The 17,774-nt window shown below is 68.2% G+C and carries 16 protein-coding genes and 2 pseudogenes; 4 read left to right on the top strand and 14 right to left on the bottom strand.

Translation table 11 applies throughout. The features are described from left to right. Genes AB0H49_RS05385 through AB0H49_RS05375 form a run of 3 tightly spaced genes read right to left on the bottom strand, consistent with a single transcriptional unit; the run spans window position 1 to window position 2,994 of the window. Entirely contained in the window at window positions 1-984 is a 984-nt protein-coding gene (locus AB0H49_RS05385) for an NADPH:quinone oxidoreductase family protein (protein ID WP_355001714.1), read from the bottom strand. Between the two features lie 10 nt (window positions 985-994). Further along, the gene (locus AB0H49_RS05380; protein WP_355001489.1) at window positions 995-1,747 is read right to left on the bottom strand and encodes an SDR family oxidoreductase; all 753 of its coding nucleotides are present in this window, start codon (window positions 1,745-1,747) and stop codon (window positions 995-997) included. 29 nt (window positions 1,748-1,776) lie between these two features. After that, window positions 1,777-2,994 (bottom strand): acetyl-CoA C-acetyltransferase, encoded by a 1,218-nt coding sequence (locus AB0H49_RS05375; RefSeq protein WP_355001490.1) that lies wholly within the window; start codon window positions 2,992-2,994, stop codon window positions 1,777-1,779. A gap of 279 nt (window positions 2,995-3,273) precedes the next feature. Between AB0H49_RS05375 and AB0H49_RS05370 the strand changes: the two genes are divergently transcribed. Beyond that, entirely contained in the window at window positions 3,274-4,035 is a 762-nt protein-coding gene (locus AB0H49_RS05370; protein WP_355001491.1) for a crotonase/enoyl-CoA hydratase family protein, read from the top strand. Window positions 4,036-4,042: 7 nt separating this feature from the next. Here the strand turns inward: AB0H49_RS05370 and AB0H49_RS05365 are convergent, their stop codons facing one another. The 10 genes from AB0H49_RS05365 to AB0H49_RS05320 form a co-directional block, all read right to left on the bottom strand. Next, the gene (locus AB0H49_RS05365; protein WP_355001492.1) at window positions 4,043-4,723 is read right to left on the bottom strand and encodes a TetR/AcrR family transcriptional regulator; all 681 of its coding nucleotides are present in this window, start codon (window positions 4,721-4,723) and stop codon (window positions 4,043-4,045) included. Beyond that, on the bottom strand, window positions 4,723-5,541 hold the full coding sequence (locus tag AB0H49_RS05360; RefSeq protein WP_355001493.1) for an SDR family oxidoreductase: 819 nt from the start codon (window positions 5,539-5,541) through the stop codon (window positions 4,723-4,725). The genes AB0H49_RS05365 and AB0H49_RS05360 overlap by 1 nt, the downstream gene beginning before the upstream one ends. 182 nt (window positions 5,542-5,723) lie before the next feature. Beyond that, the gene (locus AB0H49_RS05355) at window positions 5,724-6,362 is read right to left on the bottom strand and encodes a TetR/AcrR family transcriptional regulator (RefSeq protein WP_355001494.1); all 639 of its coding nucleotides are present in this window, start codon (window positions 6,360-6,362) and stop codon (window positions 5,724-5,726) included. A gap of 114 nt (window positions 6,363-6,476) precedes the next feature. Beyond that, window positions 6,477-7,370: an ABC transporter permease gene (locus AB0H49_RS05350; RefSeq protein ID WP_355001495.1), complete on the bottom strand. Its 894-nt coding sequence runs from the start codon at window positions 7,368-7,370 to the stop codon at window positions 6,477-6,479. Further along, entirely contained in the window at window positions 7,367-8,344 is a 978-nt protein-coding gene (locus tag AB0H49_RS05345; RefSeq protein ID WP_355001496.1) for an ABC transporter permease, read from the bottom strand. The genes AB0H49_RS05350 and AB0H49_RS05345 overlap by 4 nt, the downstream gene beginning before the upstream one ends. Then, window positions 8,341-9,873, bottom strand: coding sequence for an ABC transporter substrate-binding protein (locus AB0H49_RS05340; protein WP_357247411.1), 1,533 nt, complete (start codon window positions 9,871-9,873; stop codon window positions 8,341-8,343). Before AB0H49_RS05340 ends, AB0H49_RS05345 begins: the two co-directional genes overlap by 4 nt. Continuing rightward, window positions 9,870-10,859, bottom strand: a complete 990-nt coding sequence (locus AB0H49_RS05335; RefSeq protein ID WP_357247408.1) for an ABC transporter ATP-binding protein — start codon at window positions 10,857-10,859, stop codon at window positions 9,870-9,872. The genes AB0H49_RS05340 and AB0H49_RS05335 overlap by 4 nt, the downstream gene beginning before the upstream one ends. Next, window positions 10,859-11,818 carry an ABC transporter ATP-binding protein gene (locus AB0H49_RS05330; RefSeq protein WP_357247405.1) on the bottom strand — a complete coding sequence of 320 codons (960 nt, stop codon included), beginning with the start codon at window positions 11,816-11,818 and terminating at the stop codon, window positions 10,859-10,861. The genes AB0H49_RS05335 and AB0H49_RS05330 overlap by 1 nt, the downstream gene beginning before the upstream one ends. 82 nt (window positions 11,819-11,900) lie before the next feature. Then, complete coding sequence (locus AB0H49_RS05325; protein WP_355001499.1) at window positions 11,901-12,566, bottom strand: MspA family porin; 666 nt, start codon at window positions 12,564-12,566, stop codon at window positions 11,901-11,903. A gap of 58 nt (window positions 12,567-12,624) precedes the next feature. Then, a complete protein-coding gene (locus tag AB0H49_RS05320) occupies window positions 12,625-13,347 on the bottom strand; it encodes an MspA family porin (RefSeq protein ID WP_357247402.1) in 723 nt (240 codons plus the stop codon). A 383-nt stretch (window positions 13,348-13,730) separates the two neighbouring features. Here AB0H49_RS05320 and AB0H49_RS05315 point away from each other — a divergent pair, with 383 nt between their 5' ends. The 3 genes and pseudogenes from AB0H49_RS05315 to AB0H49_RS05305 all read left to right on the top strand — a co-directional run. After that, entirely contained in the window at window positions 13,731-15,242 is a 1,512-nt protein-coding gene (locus tag AB0H49_RS05315; RefSeq protein ID WP_357247399.1) for a long-chain fatty acid--CoA ligase, read from the top strand. 14 nt (window positions 15,243-15,256) lie between these two features. Continuing rightward, window positions 15,257-15,400, top strand: a pseudogene (locus AB0H49_RS05310) (phosphotriesterase-related protein); the annotation flags it as partial. Between the two features lie 205 nt (window positions 15,401-15,605). Further along, window positions 15,606-15,985, top strand: a pseudogene (locus AB0H49_RS05305) (integrase core domain-containing protein); the annotation flags it as partial. 3 nt (window positions 15,986-15,988) lie between these two features. Here the strand turns inward: AB0H49_RS05305 and AB0H49_RS05300 are convergent. Next, a complete protein-coding gene (locus AB0H49_RS05300) occupies window positions 15,989-17,755 on the bottom strand; it encodes a GNAT family N-acetyltransferase (RefSeq protein ID WP_357247396.1) in 1,767 nt (588 codons plus the stop codon). Window positions 17,756-17,774 lie beyond the last annotated feature (19 nt).

Genomic DNA, 17,774 nt, shown 5'->3' with positions numbered 1-17,774 from the left:
TCAGGGCGCGTAGACGACGCGGCCCACGGTCTCGCCGTCGGCGAGGCGCTGTACGCCCTCGGCGATGCCGTCCAGCGTCAGCCGTTCGCTGACCAGCGGCCTGATCGCGCCCTCCGCGGCGAGCCGGGTCAGCGTCCGATGGCATTCGGCGACCGCCGCCGGTTCGTAGGCGTTGTACAGACCCCAGTGCAGGCCGACGATGGAATAGTTCTTGACCAGCGCGTGATTCAGTGCGGCCGTTTGGATTTCGCCACCGGCGAAGCCGACCACCAGGATCCGGCCTTCGAAGGCGACACACTTCGTCGACCGCGCGTAGACGTCGCCGCCGACCGGGTCGTAGACGACGTCGGCGCCCCGGTTGTTCGTCACCTCTTTGACGACCTCGACGAAATCCTGCGTCCGGCGATCGATCACCACGTCCGCGCCGAGCTTCGCGGCGTATGCCGCCTTCTCCGGACCGCCGACGACGCCGATCACCCTGGCGCCCGCGGCCTTTCCGAGCTGGATGGCGGCGCTGCCGACGCCACCGGCCGCCGCGTGCACGAGCAGGGTCTCCCCCGCTTTCAGGCCGGCGCGGCGATGCAGCCCGAACCATCCGGTCTGGTATCCGATGTACAGCGCGGCCGCTTCGGCGTCGTCCAGCGCGGGCGGCGCGGGGAAGGTCTGCGCGGCGTCCATCAGAGCGAATTCCGCGAAGCCGCCGTGCGGCAGCGCGGTTCCGCCGATCACACGATCGCCGACCTCGATCCCCGAGACGTCGGATCCCACGGCGACCACTTCACCGCACACCTCGACACCCGGCGTGAACGGCAGTGGCGGACGAACCTGGTAGAGGCCGCGACACATCAGCACGTCGGGGAAGTTCGCCGCGGCGCCGGTGACGCGGACGAGCACCTGGCTCGGACCGGGATCGGGTCGCTCCACCGTGTCGAGCCGCAGCACCGCGCCCGGCTCGCCGAGTTCGTGAACGCGCCACGCCTGCATCGTCGTCACGTCAGACACCGCCGGTGAGGGTGATGCCGCCGTCGACGACGAGTAGTTGACCGGTGAGCCAGGCGGCGTCCTCGGAGAGCAGGAAGGCGACCACGCTGCCGATGTCCTCGGGCACACCGAGCCGCTTGAGCGGATAGGCCGCGGCGACCTCGTCCTCGCGGCCCTCGTACAGGGCGGTGGCGAACTTCGTCTTCACGACGGCCGGCGCGACCGCGTTGACGCGCAGGTTCGGGCCGAGTTCGACGGCGAGTTCCTGGGTGATGTGGGTCAGCATCGCCTTGCTGGAGCCGTAGAAGCCGATGCCGGGCGCCGGCTTCAATCCGGCGACCGAGGAGACGTTCACGATCGCGCCGCCGTGCTCCTTCATCCACGCCTGGTACGCCTGCTGCACCCACGAGAGAGCGGCCAAGCAGTTGACCTCGACGATCTTGCGGGCGGCCTCGAGCGGCAGCTCCACCATCGGACCGAAGACCGGGTTGATTCCGGTGTTGTTGACGAGCAGATCCGCGCTGCCGAAGGCCTCGATCGCCCGCTCGACGGTTTCGGCCTGGTGGGCGACGTCGTCGGAGCGACCGGCGACGGCCAGCGCCCGCTCCGGACCGCCCAGCGCCTCGACGGCCTCGTCGAGCGCCTTCTCGTTGCGGGCGGTGATGACGACCTTCGCGCCCTCGTCGACCAGACGCTGGGCGATGCCGAGGCCGATGCCACGGCTGGCGCCGGTGACGATGGCGGTCTTTCCTTCGAACCTGTTCAAGGGTCGGTCCTTTCCAGTGTTGTCCGCGGTCACGACAGTCGTTCGAGCACCATGGCCATGCCCTGGCCACCGCCGACGCACATCGTTTCCAGGCCGATCTGCTTGTCGTGGAATTGCAGCGAGTTGATCAGCGTGCTGGTGATTCGCGCGCCGGTCATCCCGAAGGGATGGCCCACCGCGATCGCGCCGCCGTTGATGTTGAGCTTGTCGAGGTCGACGCCGAGCCTTCTGGCGGACGGAATGACCTGTGCCGCAAAGGCTTCGTTGATCTCGACCAGGTCGACGTCGCCGATCGTCATCCCGGCGCGGGCCAGCGCCTGTTCGGACGCCGCGACCGGGCCGAGTCCCATGATCTCCGGCGACAGCGCGCTGACGCCGGTCGAGACGATCCGCGCCAGCGGCGTCAGCCCGAGTTCGGCGGCCTTCGTGTCCGACATGATGACGATGGCCGCGGCGCCGTCGTTGAGCGGGCAGCAATTGCCCGCGGTGACCGTCCCGTCAGGCCGGAACACCGGTTGCAGCGCGGCGACCTTGTCGAGCGTGACTCCGGCGCGCGGGCCGTCGTCGGCGGAAACGACGGTGCCATCCGGCAGCGTGATCGGCGTGATGTCGCGCTGCCAGAAGCCCTTGACGAGGGCGATCTCGGCCAGATTCTGGCTGCGCACGCCGAAGGCGTCCTGCTCCTCGCGGGTGACGCCCTCGGACTGCGCCACGTTCTCGGCGGTCTGGCCCATCGCGATGTAGACGTCCGGCAGCAGGCCGTCGAGCCGGGGATCGGCCCACTCCTGGCCTCCCGCAGCGAGTTTCGCGGTTCGCTCGACAGCGTCGTCGAACAGCGGGTTCTGGGTGCCGGGCAAACCGTCCGCGCTTCCCTTCCCGTAGCGGCTGACGGTCTCGACACCGGCCGAGACGAACACGTCGCCCTCGCCCGCGCGAATCGCGTGCAGCGCCATGCGGGTCGTCTGCAGGCTCGACGAGCAGTAGCGGTTGACCGTGGTGCCAGGCACCCCGTCGAGGCCGGCGAGCACCGCGACGATCCGGCCCAGGTTGAAGCCGGACTCGCCCGCGGGCTGGCCGCACCCGAGCATCAGGTCGTCGATCGCGGACGGATCCAGCTCGGGGACCTTCGCCAGCGCCGCCCGCACGATCTGAGCGGCCAGGTCGTCGGGCCTGATGTCCTTCAGCGAGCCCTTGGCGGCCCGCCCGATCGGCGACCGGGCGATGGAAACGATGACGGCTTCGGGCATGGCCCAACCTTTCTGCGGAACTTACTAAGCGCTTACTTTCCACCGCCACCTTGCGGGACGGCTGCCGCCCCGTCAATACCGATCACCCCGGAAAACTCCTGTGACTTGCCTCACGAAAGGGGTGAAAGACCAGGTCATATCGCGAAAACGGACCCGATGTTGAACTCGAATTCAGATTTCGCTAGCGTCACCGCGACACGGCCGACCACGCGGGCGGTGGGCCTCACCCGGCCGAGCCGCGCCGCGGCAGCCACGAAAGACCCCCGAGAGGAGTCAGCGGTGAGCGTCGTACTGACCGAATTCGCCGACGGCATTGCCACCATCACGATCAACCGCCCCGAAGCGCGCAACGCGGTGAACCGCGCGGTCGCCCAGGCACTGGCGGACGCGATCGACGAATTCGAAGCCCGGCCCGACGTCGCGGTCGGCATCCTCACCGGCGCAGGCGGCACGTTCAGCGCCGGGATGGACCTCAAAGCCTTCGCCGACGGCGAGCATCCGGTCTTGCCGGGACGCGGATTCGGCGGCCTCACCGAGCGACCGCCGGCGAAACCGCTCATCGCCGCCGTGGAGGGCTGGGCACTGGCGGGCGGCTTCGAGCTCGCGCTCGCGTGCGACCTCATCGTCGCGGCCACCGACGCCAAGTTCGGTCTTCCCGAGGTGAAACGAGGCCTGATCGCGGCAGGCGGCGGCGTCCTGAGGCTGCCGAAGACGCTCCCCTATCAGCTGGCGATGGAGATCGCCCTGACCGGTGACACCCTCGGCGCGGTCCGCGCGCACCAGTTCGGCCTCGTCAACGCGATCACCGAACCCGGACAGGCCATCCGGACGGCCGAGGCGCTGGCCGCCCGCATCGCCGAGAACGGACCGCTCGCCATTCGCGGGACGAAACAAGTTCTCTCCCAAGCCATTCGATACACCGACGCGGACGCGTTCCGAGCCCAGCTGGATATCGTCCGCACCGTCAACACCTCGGCGGACGCGCTCGAAGGAGCGCGCGCGTTCGCCGACAAGCGCCCGCCTGTCTGGCGCGGCGCCTGATCCGCGCTCAGCCGGCCGCGGCTCCGATGCGCGCCGCGTTCACCCACAACCGGGTAGCGGTGCGTACCAGCTCGTCGATGCTCGCCTCCTCCCCCAGGACGAACGCGTAGTACGCCATCCGGCCCACCATGCCCGACAGCGCTCGCGCCGCCTGGTGCGGATCGAGCTCGGGATCGGCCAGCCCGCGCTCCTGCAGCTGCGCGATCGAGCGGGCGTTGCGCTCCCAGAAGGCGCGGCTGCGCCGCCGGCGAACCGCACGGAACTTCGGATCGATGGCCGCCACCTGATCGAGGATGGCCATCAGCTTCGCGTTGCGTTTGTACGTCTCGAAGTAGGCCCGGTTGCTCGCCTCGATGACCGCGGCGGGTGAGGCCTCGTCCGGCTCCAGCCGGGGCAGGCCGGGGTGCAGCATCTCGTCCTGGGCGAGGTCGAGCACCGCTTGCAGGATCTCCTCCTTGCCCGCGAAATAGGTGTAGAAGGACCCGGTCGAGCACTTCGCTTCCGCGGCGATGTCGGACAGCCGGGCCTCGAGATAACCGTCGCGTTCGAACACCGTGCGAGCCGCGGCGACCAGCGCCGCGCGCGTTCGCGCACCGCGCGCCGTGCTCGGCGGGTCGCGCAGGACCGAGGTATCGGCGAGCGAGGGGATGCCCTCCGCCGCGACGTCGTCCGGGGTCGTTCTGGTCATCACTCCGCCGTCTGCAAGAGGGCGGCCTGGTAGCGGCGCATGCCGCCCAGCCACCTGTCGTAATCCGCCCCTTTGCCGCGGTACATCTCGAGCACCTCGGGGTGCGGCAGGATCAGGAAGCGCTCGGCGTCGACGGCCTCCAGCACCACCGTCGCGACCTCGTCCGGGCTCAGCACCGCACCCGCGGTGGTGACCGCCCTGGTCGCCGCCGCGCCGAGCGCGTCTCCGGACTCGGCGCCCGCGCGCAGCAGCTTCGTCTCGACACCCATCGGGCACAAGCAGCTGACCCGAATTCCGTTGTCGCCGTAGGTGACCGATAGCCACTCGGCGAACCCGACGGCCGCGTGCTTGGTCACCGCGTACGCGGCCGAGCCGATCTGGGTCAGCAGGCCCGCCGCCGAGGCGGTGCTCACGAAATACCCTTCACCGCGTTCGAGCCAGCCGGGGACCAGCAGCTGGGCGGCCCGCACGTGCGCGTTGACGTTCACATCGATCGCGGTGTCCCAGCCCGCGTCGTCGCCCAGTCCGACCGGTCCGACGACGCCCGCGTTCGCGAAGTACAGGTCGACCGGCCCGAACTCGTCCTCCGCGCGGGCGATCAACCCGCTGATCTGCGCCGGATCGGACACATCCGCTCCGACCGCCACCGCGGAGCCGGGGGCGTCTTGCGTGATGGACCGAACGAGGGACTCGGCCGCGCCGGCGTCCAGATCGGCGACCACGACCCGCGCACCCTCGCGCACCAACAGCCGCGCGATCGCGCCGCCGATCCCGCCGCCGCCACCGGTGACAATTGCCGTTCTTCCAGCGACCTTCACGAACATCTCCTTCCGGGATTCCCCTGGCGCGCGCGATCACCCGTCGGCCACGCCGGGCCGAGCATCCAATAAACTTGAATCCTACGTCAAATTCAAGTTTGGGCAAGGGTGGCCGACGACAGAAAAGGAGCTGGCACACGGCCCGGGCATCGCCCGGCAAAGCGGAGTTCGGAGAGCGCGGATCAGTCCGCGTCGAGCCGCAGCGCGTTGACCCACAGCTGCGTGAGAGTGGTGACGAGCTTCTCGAACGGGATGCGCTGATTCTGGACGAAGGCCATGTAGGCCATCCGGCTGACCATCACCGACAAGGCGTGCGCGGTGATCATCGGGTCGAGGTCCGCGCTGGCCCGGCCGGATTCCTGTAGCTCGCTGATCATCTTCGCGTTGCGCTGCGCGAAGGCCTTGCCGCGTTCGATGCGCAGCCTGCGGAAGTCCTCGTTGATCAGGGCGACTTCCTCGAACACCGCCATCAGGCGCGCATTGCGCTTGTACGAGCGGAGATACTCCCGGTTGGCCGCCTCGATGAGGTCGCGCGGGTCGGTGACGCCCGTGCGCTCGCGGACGTGCGGGTGCAGCATCTCTTCCTGCACCTGTTCGACCACAGCGGCGAAGATCTCTTCCTTGCTGTCGAAGTAGGTGTAGAACGACCCCGATGCCGTCCCGGCGGCCTTGGAGATGTCGGAGATCTTGGCGTCGAGATACCCGTCGCGCTCGAATACCTCGCGCGCCGCGGCGATCAACGCGGTGCGCGTGCGCTCGCCGCGCTTGGTGCGCGGTACGCCTTTCCGAGGCTCGGTCTCACTCGCAACGGGCTCGGACACCAACGCTGGCCACTCACTGTCGGTCGAAGGGACGGTTGACGTGTTCACGTTAGCACCGCCCCGGCAGCGTGGGACGCACCTGCGGAATGCGCGCGAAGTAGGCCCGTACCAGCGCTATTCGGATTCCCGCCCGGACCGTTCCGCCGCCGGGGCCGAGCCCAGCCCGGACAAGCGATCTCGAACTTCGTCGCCGATTCGATAAGTGGCCATCACCACGATCGCGATCAGTACACCCGGTGCGAGTACCTGATTCGGGGCGCTGAGTATGTGCTGGTAGGCGTTGTTCAAATCGCCACCCCAGCTCGGCGTCGGCGGCTGGATGCCAAGGCCGATGAACGACAACGCGGCTTCGATGACGAAGGCGAGTCCGGAGAACAGCGTGGCCTGCACTATCACCGGTCCCACCGCGTTGGGCAGAACGTGCCGTAGCAGCGTGACGTGCGTCGGGCAGCCGGCCAGCTGTGCACCGAGCACGTACTCCGAACGCCTGACCTGCGCCACTCCCCCTGCGGTCAGCCGTGCGATGACGGGAGCGAACACGATGCCGACCGCGCACATGGCCGTCACCAGATCCGGTCCGAGCACACCGGTGATGGCAACCGCCAGTACCAGCGCCGGGAACGCCAGGAACGCATCCGCCGCGCGCAGCAACAACATTCGCAACCACGCCGGACCATATCCGGCGCCGAGTCCCCACGGCAGCCCGACCGTGAGTCCGACGCCGACCGCGATGGTCACCGCGACGAAGGAGGACCGTCCGCCCCAGATCAGCCTGCTCAGCACGTCCCGGCCGTAGCTGTCGGTCCCGAGCAGATGCGCACCGCCCGGCCCGGCGAACCTGTTCGTCAGATCCTGGTCCGTCGGGCTGTACGGCGTCACCAGCGGCGCCAGCGCCGCGAGCACGATCAGGGTGCCGAGAATCGCGAGAGCGACCCAGAACCCGGCGCGGGACCGCCGCCGGGTGTCACCGGTCGAGCGAGTTCCGGCGGTCAGTGTCACGGTGCTCATGCGTTCGCCTCCGCCCGGAGCCGGGGATCCAGGAATCCGGTGGCCGCGTCGACCACCAGGTTTATCCCGAGCACGATCACGACATAGGTCAGCACGATGCCTTGCAGCATTGGATAATCGCGGGTCTCGATGGCGGTGACCAGTGCGCCGCTCATGCCTGGCAGCACGAAGATCTGCTCGAGCACCACGGTGGCGCCGAGCAAGCCGATCGCGAGCAGCCCGTAGACCGTCACGACGGTAGTCGACACGTTGCGCAGCGCGTAACGCCACACGATCGTGCGCTCGCGCAATCCCATGGCCCGCGCGGCGCGCACATATTCGCTCGACAGCGCGTCGATCATCGCGGCACGTACCTGACGCACCACGATCGCGCTCGCGCCCGCCGCCAGTGCCGCCGCGGGGAGGGCAAGGTGGCGCAGATTCGCCACCGGATCCTTGCCGAAAGGCACATAACCCAAGGCGGGAAACAACCCGAGGCCGACGGCGAACACGTCGATCAGGACGATGGCCAAGAAGAATTCCGGGACCGCGAGGCCGATTCCGGACGCCGCGCGCACGACCCCGTCGGACCGGCCGCCCGCCCGATAAGCGGTCCAGACACCGAGCGGCACCGCGACCACGGCCGACAGCGCCAACGCTAGCCCGACCAGTTCCGCGCTGACCGGCAAGCGGTGCAGCACCTGATCGGCGACGGGCGCGTTGTTGACCAAGGAGGTCCCGAGGTCGCCGTGGACCACGCCGCTCAACCACCGGAAGTACTGTTCGTACAGCGGTTTGTCGAGACCGAGCCGCTGCTCGATGACCGCGGGATCGACATCGGTGCTGCTCACTCCGATCAGCGCCTCGGCGGGCCCGCCCGGCACGAGATGGATCAGACCGAAGGTCATCACCGTCGTCAGAAACGCGGTGATCAGGATCGACACCGATCGCCCCAGTACCGGGGCGACCGGCCGTCGGTGACGGATCCACTTCATGACACGGCCAGGTACGCGAGTTCGGGCGATCCGCTGAGCGAGGGAACTACTCCCTGCACGCGCTGCGTGTAGGCGACCACTGCGGGACCGTGATAGAGCGGGATGAATTCGGCTTGTTCGACGATGATCCGGTTGATCTTCTTCGCGACCTCGAGCTGTTCGCCGTCGGTGTAGGTGTTGTTGAGCTGCGCGATGAGCTCGTCGAGTTGCGGATTCGGCGCGGCATTCTGCCGGTAGTAGGAGGTCGGACCGAGCAGGGCGCTGTAGTTGAGCGGCGCCGACGCCTGCGAAGGCCATCCGACACTGAAAACGTCCGCGCCGTTGTGCGCTACGAACTGTGAAATAGCCTGCGGACCAGGAACATTGGTGAATTCGACGTTGATCCCGACAGCTTTCCACTGCTCGGCGACCAGTAGTGCGTTGGTGGAGAACGGCGGCGCGGCGGCGGAGATGCCTCGCACCTGCACGCCGTTCGGGTAGCCGGCCTCGGCGAGCAACCGCCGCGCCTTGTCCGGATCGTAGGGCCAGGCGTTGTCGGTGGCGGAATCGTGGAAGGTCGCCCCCGGCGGGTAGACCGACCAGGCGGGGGTGCCCGCGTCGCTGTTCAGCGCGGCCGTGGCGATCGCCTTGCGGTCCAACGCGTACTCCATCGCCAACCGTACCTTCGGGTTGTCGACCGGGTGGTTCTTGGTGTTGATCACCACCGCGGTGAAGCCGAGTTGCTGATGCCGGTCAACGGTGATGCCCGGCAGGCGCTCGAGCGCGGGCGCCGCGGATTCGCCGATCCCGAAAGCGAAATCCGCTGTCCCGGAGGTCAAGGCGTTCGTCAGCGCCGTGTCACTGGTGATGATCGCGATATCGATGCCCGCCGCTCGCGGTGCGGGGTCGCTCATGGGCTGGTAACCCCCGAACCTCGTGAAGGAGTATTCGCTGTTGGGCACCGCGCGCGCGAACTGGTAGGGCCCGGCGCCGACGGGATGGTTACCGAATTCGTCACCGTACTGTCGCAGCGCGGCCGGCGAGACGACGAAACCCAGACGGGTGCTCAGGTAGCCGGGTAGGCCAGAAGTCGGGCTGCTCAACTTGATCGATACTGTGTCCGCGCCCTGGACGTCGATGCTCTTGATCGACGGAACGGACACCAGACCGGTGCCGAGACAATGCTGCATGCTGGCCTTCACCGCCTCCGCGTCCACGGGTGTGCCGTCGTGGAAAGTCAGGCCAGATCGGAGTTTCATCGTGAAGGTGAGTTTGTCGGCTCCGGCGAACTCCCACGAGGTGGCGATTCCCGGTTGGGGTGCGAGAGTTTGCGGGTCGGTGTCGATGAGCGGGGCGTAGAGCAACTTGAGATAGGTCAGGTCGTAACCCGAATTGCCCCGGCAGGGGTCGAGCGAACTGGGCGTCTGCCGCGTGGCGACCTTGATGCTCGCGTTCGGATCAGGCGCGGACGTGGACGGGTCGCCGCTGCAAGCGCCGAGCGCGAGAGCGAGTGCGGCCGCCGCCCCAGCGGCGATCAGTTTTCGGTTCATCGCGATTCTTCTTTCCGGTCCGCGGCGGGACCAAGCGCGGATTGCCACGCCTCGATGGCTTCCTGGCGAAAATGGCATGCTGCCGAATGGCTTTCGGTGTCGTCGGTCAGTGCGGGGGCGGTCGTCGCGCAGCGATCGGTGGCCAGATGGCACCGCGTGCGGAATCGGCAGCCCGACGGGGGGTTACGTCGATCGGGAATCTCGCCCCGCAGCAGCAGCCCGCGCCTTTCCCGGCGCACCCGAGTCGGCCGGGGCACGGCCGCGAGCAGGGCCTGGGTGTAGGGATGCCGTGGCGATTCGAGCACCGACGCGGTCGGTCCCAGCTCCACCAGCCTGCCCATGTACATGACGCCGACTCGATCGGCGATGCGCGCCACCGAACCCAGGTCGTGCGAGATGAAAACGTAGGTCAGCCCGTGCTCGTCGCGCAGTTCGGCCAGCAGCGCGAGCACTTCGGACTGCAGGGAGACGTCAAGCGAGGCAACCGGTTCGTCGCACAGGATCAGCTCCGCGCGCGACGCCACCGCCCGGGCGATGGTCACGCGCTGCCGTTGACCGCCGGACAGCTGCGCGGGCTTGCGGTCGGCCAGTTCCTCGCCGAGGCCGACCCGGCGCAGCAGCTCGACCGCTGCCGGGCGCGTCGATCGCGGTATCCGCAACCGGCGCGGCGCCATCGGCTCGGCGACGCACTGCCAGACCGCCAGCCGAGGGTCGAGCGCCGACCGCGGGTCTTGAAAGATCACGTGGGATCTCCCCGCGGTGCGGCCGTTCGCGCCCGGGACGCGGTCGATCGATCCCGCGGCCGGCTTGACGATTCCGGCGAGAGCGTGCGCCAGCGAGGTCTTTCCCGATCCGGATTCGCCGATCACGGCGAACGTTTCGCCGCGGTACAGAGAAAAGCTCACAGAGTCGACCGCGCGCAACCGGTCGGCGCCGCCGCCGTAGTCGACGACCAGATCGCGGACGTTCATCAGGATCTCGGTCATCAGGCCACCAACCCGGCCAGTTCGAGGTCGCCGGCGCGCAGGCAGCGCGTCGCCGAGCGAGCGTCGCCGATCAGATCCGGATGTGTCGTCCGGCAGGCATCTATGGCGTACTGGCACCGGGTTCGGTAAACGCACCCGTTCCCGTCGGCCGGGCACTCTCGCGCCGACCGCACGACCGTCGGTGTCGTCGCGCGACTCGACGCCTGGAGCAACGCCTGCGCGTAAGGGTGGGCCGGACGGCGCAGCAACTCGTCGCGGGCGGCGATATCGACGACTTCTCCCGAGTACATGGTGACGACGCGATCGCAAAGTTCGGTGATCACACCGATGTCGTGGCTGATCAGCAGCACGGCCAGATCCTCGTCAGCGGTGAGCCCCCTGAGCAGCTCGAGGATCTGTGCCTGGATGGTGACGTCGAGCGCGGTCGTCGGTTCATCGGCGATCAGCAGTTTGGGCCTGCACGCCAATGCCATCGCGATCATGACCCGCTGGCACATGCCACCCGACAGCTCGTGGGGATAGGAGCGAATCAGGCGCCCCGAATCGGCCAGACCGACCTTTTCGAGCAACTCCGCGGTCCGTGCGCCGATCTGGGAGGATGACATCTTCTCGTGCGCCCGAAGCACATTCGCGATCTGGCGCCCGACAGTCATGACCGGATTGAGCGACGACCGCGGCTCCTGGAATATCATGCCGACTTCGCGTCCGCGAAGGGCACGCAACCTGTCGGGCGTCGCCGTCAGGAGATCCTCGCCGCAGAAATCGATGCGGCCCGTCACCAGGGCACCCGGAGGGTGGAGCCCGAGGACGCCGAGCCCCGTCAGTGTCTTCCCGCTGCCGCTCTCCCCCACTAGCCCGACGACTTCGCCGGGGGCCACTTCGAACCCGACGTCGCGGAGCAGGCCGCCCACCGCGGGCAACGACAGCGACAGTTTTTCCACCCTCAGCAAGGCGGCCATATTCTTCTCTCAATCTTCCTGTCGGCCAGGATGTTCCGGTGGCGATCGACCTGCCGATCGCCACCGGGCCCGCGGCGCGGGATCAGCCGAGACTGAAGGGCTGTCCCCAGAAGACGACGATCTCCCTGGCGCGCGGTGTGTCGACCTCCACCCGGACGAACGAGCGAGCCTGCGCGTAGCCCGCGCATCCGCTCAGTGCGATGGTCGAGTTCTTCCAGGTCACGCTGCCGCTCGGGCCGCGGAACTGGATGTAGGGCACGTGCACCTCGTCGCCGAACAGATCCGGCCCCTCGATGTCGAGCAGGTAGAACGTCTTCGCCTGTCCAGGGCCGAGACTCAGCGTCCCGCCCGCCCCGACCCCGCCGGAGGGCCGCTGGCCTTCCCAGTCGGAGCTGTAGGTGCCGTTGCCGTTGACGCCGCCGCCACCGATGTTCACCTGGCAGCCGACGACGTAGCCGGGCCGGATCTTCCCGCCGACAGCGTTGCCCGCCACCTCGACCTGGGCACTGGCCGAAACCCACGCGTTGCGGTGCAGCGGAGTCGCGGCCATCGGCGGACTGATGAGTGCGGACTCGTCCACCATGCGGACGGTGACGGCGGTGCCGTCGGGCAGCGTCTCGGTGATGCTGCCGCCGGGCAGGGGAACGAAAGTGTCGGCCTCGGCCTGGCCGGTGGACAGCAGTCCCGCGGCGGTGAAGGCCGCCGCGCACAGAACAACGGCGCGCACGGCTTTCTTACGGTCGAACATAGCTACTTCCTCTTCGAGTTCGTCTCAGCGACAAGTGTTTCCAGGGATTTCGACCGCGTCAGCCGATGCTGAACGGAGCACCGTACAAGATGGTCTTCGAGTAGTGATCGCCGACGATCTCGACGACCGCGTACGACCGGGCCTGCGCGTAGCCGCCGCAGCCCTGGATCTCCATCTCGACGTCGCGATAGCCGAGCGTGTAGACGCCGGGCGCCAGAACGTCCTTGAACCCGACTTGCACGAGTTTGATTTCGCCCGGCCCCAACTGGATTCCGCCGGATCCGCTGAGGCTGAAGCCGTTGGTGGTGATGTTGCCGGACAGACCCGCCGAGATGGCTTTGTCGCCGATGCTCACCTGGCAACCGATGATGTATCCCGCGTTGACCTGGGACGCGCCGTGGGTCGAGGAATTGTTGGTGCCCGGCCAGTTCTCCGGCGTGCTGTACGGGCCAGGCTTCTCGATGACCGGGGCGACGCTGACGTCGGCGGTGATCGTTCCCGATACCCACACCACGCGGCCCGCGCCGTTGGCTGCCATCGATGGCGACACGACGGCCCGTTCGGCCGTGCGGTCGATCCGCACACCCGGTCCGTGCTCGGTCCCGTCGGGGAGCGGCACGAACACGTCCGCGTGCGCGGCGCCGGTCGAGAACAGTCCCACCGCCGTCGCGGCGGCGAATCCGACGCCCGCGACGCGCGTGATCACGCGGCCGTACCGGCCCGATGCGTCGGCTGGGATTCCGGGCGCGCCGGGAACGGCGAGCAAGGAGGTGAACTTCATCAGAATTGACCCTCATCTCGGTCGAAATGCGGTGGTGGGCATCGAGATGCCCCTCGCGCGGCGCGACGTACGCCGCACACCACGTCACCGATGTCATCGCGAATCTCGCATCGCATCGCCCGCGTCGTACACCACGAGCGATGGTCGCCTACCTGCCCCGCCGGAGGGTGCAGTGTGTGACGGCCAACACATCGGCTGGCCGGACTCTAATTGAATTTGGCGTCAAGTTCAATGAGTTTTCGCCGCATGTTTCCGGCGCCATCGCCCGCACCCCCCTCGCTTTCCCATGATTGAAGTTGACACCAAATTCAGATAGGCTGCCTTCGGACGTGACCCCCGTCACATGCCTTCCCATAGCCGGTCTCTACCTGTCTGGATGTGCCATGACCAATGTCGCCGACCGTTTCTGGCAGCACGCCGCCGAGCGCCCCGACGCCATCGCGCTGCGCATCGGGGACCAGCGCATCACCTATCTCGACCTCGCCCATCGCAGCGCCGCCTTCGGTGGCCTTCTCACCGATTCCGGCGTGGCAGCCGGCGACCGCGTGCTGCTCGTTGCGCCGACCGTCCCGGAGTTCGTCGTCGCCTACCTCGGGGCCCACCTCGTCGGGGCCGTCGCCATTCCGGTGAACACCATGGCCACCGCGCCCGAAATCGGCTATGTGCTGGACGATTCCGGCGCCCGGCTCGCCATCGCCTGGCACGGAGCGCAGGCCGCGGCACGGCAGGCGGCGGCCGAGCGCGACATTCCGTTGCTCGTGCTCGAACCCGGCGCGTTCACCGAGCCGACGCGGGTGGTCGCCGAACCGGTCCGGCGCGACCCCGACGACACCGCGATCCTGCTGTACACCTCGGGCACCACGGGCAAGCCGAAGGGCGTCGAGCTCACCGTCTCCAACCTGATCGAGACCGCGCGAATCTTCATCGACCAGCTGCGACTCACACCGGACGAACGGTTCGGCACCGGGTTGCCTCTGTTCCACGTCTACGGCCAAGCGGTGTGCCTGATCACGGCGCTGCACGCGGGATGCTCGTTCTCGATGGTGTCACCCTTCCATCCGCAGGCGATGATCGAGATGATCAGAGACCACCGACTCACCGTGGTGTCCGGCGTGCCGACGATGTGGAACGCCATGCTGCACACCGACGGTGACTACGGACCGGACGACTTCGCCAGCCTGCGCCTGGCCGCCTCCGGTGGAGCGTCGCTGCCCGCCGAGGTCATCCGCGCGTTCTCGGATCGGTTCGGCTGCGCCATTCTGGAGGGCTACGGACTCACCGAATCCAGTGGCGCCGCGACCTACAACGCGCTCGATCGTGAGCAGCGGGTCGGATCGGTGGGAACCGCGCTGCCGGGGACCTCGATCGAAGTGCGCGATCCGGAAGGCAAGGTGCTGCCCGCGGACACCGTCGGTGAGCTCTTCCTGCGCGGGCCCAGTGTCATGAAGGGGTATTGGAACCGCCCCGATGCCACCGCCGCCGAACTGTCCGGTGGGTGGTTGAAGACCGGCGACCTGGGGCGCGTCGACGCCGACGGTTACGTCTATATCGTCGACCGTGCCAAGGACCTGATCATTCGCGGCGGATACAACGTCTATCCGCGTGAGGTCGAGGAGGTGCTCTACGAGCACCCCGAGATCGTGGAAGTCGCGGTCATCGGCATCCCGGACGACCACTACGGCGAGGAGGTCGGTGCTGTTGTCGCCGCCGCCGCGGGAACGCGACTCGATCCGGAGGAGCTGCGAACCTGGGCGAAGGAACGCCTGTCCGCCTACAAGGTCCCGCACCGCTTCGCCTTCGTCGACCAGCTGCCCAAGGGCGCCACCGGCAAGATTCTCAAGCGCGCGCTCGATGTCAGCGTGTTCACCGCCGCGCCGGAGAAAGCCTCCCGATGACACTCGTCCCGCATGACGCGAAAACCCAGATGGCGCCCAAGTGGAACTATCGCCCCATCAGCGAGGACGTCATCCCCGCGCTGCTGGCGAAGGGGCTCACCGACGACGACATCGACGCGATACTGGTCCGCAATCCGCGTCGCTACTTCGAGAAATGAGCGGCGCGGCCTGCTCCGGGTGGTCGGCGCGCCACGGCGCCGCAGGATACGTCGGCCTTCGTACCGCCGCGGCCGCGCGAACCGCCGCACCCGGTGCGGCGGAACCACCACCCTGTCCACGCAGCACCGGTCACACGGAGGACGATCGACCCGATACCAACCGACCCGAACCTTGACGCGCTCAGCGGCTCTGTCCCGCTACACCGCCACGTCGATGACCACCTCGCTGGTGCTCGACGCCATCGAGCATGCGATCTGGACCCACAGGAGACAGGATGGGACGTGAAAGATGTTGCCCACCATCATGATAACGGGTCGCAATACATGTCCATCGCCTTCACCGAACGCCTTGCCGAAGCCGGGATCCACCCCTCGGTCGGGGCGGTCGGCTCGTCCGACGACAACGCCCTCGCCGAGATGATCAACGGCCTGTTCGAGACCGAACTGATCAAGCGTCGGGCGCCGTGGCGCACTGTCGACCAGGTCGAGCTGGCCACCGCCGAATGGGTCGACTGGTTCAACCACCGCTGGCTATACCAGCACTGCGGCGACATGCCACCCGCCGAGATGGAAGCCACCTACTATCGGTCAGAGCGCCCGCTTCAGCCCGACGTGACTGTTGTCGTACCCGAGCCGCGCATAAAAGGCGTGAGCCCGCTCGCGGACACGGTCTGTGGTGACCTGCGCGAGCGTCGCACCTCGGTGCCTGCCGTGGTCGTGTGCCCACTCGAGCATCGCGGTTCCGATGCCGTGAGAGCGTTCCGAGGCAGCGACCCGGACTCCCTCGATCTGGAGGCGGGTGGCGCCGCCGCGGGACAGCCCCGGGATGATGGTGAGCTGCATGGTGCCGACGATCCGGTCGCCCTCGTCCCGGACCACGGCCAGATAGTGCGACGGGTCCCTGGTGACGGCGTCGTATGCCTCCTCGTAGCGGGCAATTTCGAAACCTTCGCGGGTACGGCCGATCTCGTCGTCGGAGAGCAGCGCGACCAACGCTGGCACGTCGGCACGCCCCGCCCGCTGCACACGATAGATCCGGTCGCCGAGTCGGAGCCGACCACCGACCGAAGCCCGCGCCCGTGACTGCAGTCGGGCGATCAGCGTGTCCAGCCAGGCGCCGACGTGCCGCCGGGCTTCGGGAGTGTCCGGATACCGGCAGCGCAGGTGCAGACCCGCCTCGTCGAGGATGAACCAGAGCATCACGCCGTCGGTCCGAATCGTCGCGCCGACGTACTGCGCCTCCAATCCGGTCGCGTCGATTCGCACCGGCAGCCGACGCAGGTCCAGCCACGAAATCGCGAACATCCCCGGCGCCTCGGGCATCCCGCCCCACGGACGCAGGATTTCCTCCAGTGGCCAGGACCCCATCCGGACGGCCTCCTTCACCGCCTCCGCGCTGGCACGGGGATCGGGGTCGGCCGACTCGAGCACCGAGTTGGTGATGAACCACCCCACCGAGTCGTGCCAGGTGGTGTCGTACCGACTGTGCACCGGAAACACGGCCCGCAGTGCGGTGCCGGCCAACTCGTGAGTCACCTCGGTCATCGCCCCCACCACCAGCGCCAAGGTCGAGACGCCGTCGTCGCGGGCCTGCGCCGAGAACGCGGCGCTGTCGTCGACGTCGAGGACATCACGCACCTCCACGCGCTCCTCCTGCAACGTCGCCTCACCCAGCGGCAGCGGGAACCGTGGCATCACATCGCCGCTGCCCGCCAGCACCTCCGCCCAGCGGCGGTGCACCTCGTCGGGTGCCGGCGGGAGGTCCCGCAGTGCGCGGGTGTGCTCCGCGAAGGCGGGTGCTGGCGGCAACGACGGTGCACGACCCTTCTGCACCGCGGCCAGCGCGGTGAGCAGGTCGCGCGCGATCACCAGCATCGACCACATGTCGACATGCGCATGGTCGGCGGCGACCACCACGGTCGGCCCTACCGCGGTCTCGAGCACGCAGAGCCGGTACGACGGACGACCGTATGGTGAACAAGCACGGTCGAGCACGGCGCGGAGCGCATCGTTGACCGCCTGCCCCGGAGCGATCACATGCTCGACCCAGCCGCCGGGGCGGATATCGACCTCGTGCAACCGAGGCTCGCCGTCCTCGCCCGGCACGAAGACCGACCGCAGCGTGCCGTGCCGCTCGATCACCGCCAGCCAGCAGGTCGCGAGCTCGTCGGGCGGTACCGGCGCGGAGAGCCTGAAGGACAACGCCATCCAGGATCCCGCTCGGTCGCCGGCGCCGACGTGGCGCCGCTGGTCGAAGGACACGGGAAGTGACCGGCCCACCCGACCCGCAATGACGTCGAAGCCCAGCAGGCGGCCGAACGGCAGGCGCAAGTGCGCGACGTTGGTCAGCCGCATGACGGTATCCTAGGCTCCT

This window comes from Nocardia sp. NPDC050713 (assembly GCF_040654315.1).
Classification (GTDB): Bacteria; Actinomycetota; Actinomycetes; order Mycobacteriales; family Mycobacteriaceae; genus Nocardia.
The sequence above is the reverse complement of the archived record's forward strand: the minus strand, read 5'-3'. Positions and strand labels throughout refer to the sequence as shown.

What these genes read in the sequence shown, in the direction of transcription:
- AB0H49_RS05385 (WP_355001714.1), bottom strand. Translation starts at nt 984, where the DNA reads ATGCAGGCGTGGCGCGTTCACGAACTCGGCGAGCCGGGCGCGGTGCTG.
- AB0H49_RS05375 (WP_355001490.1), bottom strand. Translation starts at nt 2,994, where the DNA reads ATGCCCGAAGCCGTCATCGTTTCCATCGCCCGGTCGCCGATCGGGCGG.
- AB0H49_RS05365 (WP_355001492.1), bottom strand. Translation starts at nt 4,723, where the DNA reads ATGACCAGAACGACCCCGGACGACGTCGCGGCGGAGGGCATCCCCTCG.
- AB0H49_RS05350 (WP_355001495.1), bottom strand. Translation starts at nt 7,370, where the DNA reads ATGAGCACCGTGACACTGACCGCCGGAACTCGCTCGACCGGTGACACC.
- AB0H49_RS05345 (WP_355001496.1), bottom strand. Translation starts at nt 8,344, where the DNA reads ATGAAGTGGATCCGTCACCGACGGCCGGTCGCCCCGGTACTGGGGCGA.
- AB0H49_RS05340 (WP_357247411.1), bottom strand. Translation starts at nt 9,873, where the DNA reads ATGAACCGAAAACTGATCGCCGCTGGGGCGGCGGCCGCACTCGCTCTC.
- AB0H49_RS05335 (WP_357247408.1), bottom strand. Translation starts at nt 10,859, where the DNA reads ATGACCGAGATCCTGATGAACGTCCGCGATCTGGTCGTCGACTACGGC.
- AB0H49_RS05330 (WP_357247405.1), bottom strand. Translation starts at nt 11,818, where the DNA reads ATGGCCGCCTTGCTGAGGGTGGAAAAACTGTCGCTGTCGTTGCCCGCG.
- AB0H49_RS05325 (WP_355001499.1), bottom strand. Translation starts at nt 12,566, where the DNA reads ATGTTCGACCGTAAGAAAGCCGTGCGCGCCGTTGTTCTGTGCGCGGCG.
- AB0H49_RS05320 (WP_357247402.1), bottom strand. Translation starts at nt 13,347, where the DNA reads ATGAAGTTCACCTCCTTGCTCGCCGTTCCCGGCGCGCCCGGAATCCCA.
- AB0H49_RS05315 (WP_357247399.1), top strand. Translation starts at nt 13,731, where the DNA reads ATGACCAATGTCGCCGACCGTTTCTGGCAGCACGCCGCCGAGCGCCCC.
- AB0H49_RS05300 (WP_357247396.1), bottom strand. Translation starts at nt 17,755, where the DNA reads ATGCGGCTGACCAACGTCGCGCACTTGCGCCTGCCGTTCGGCCGCCTG.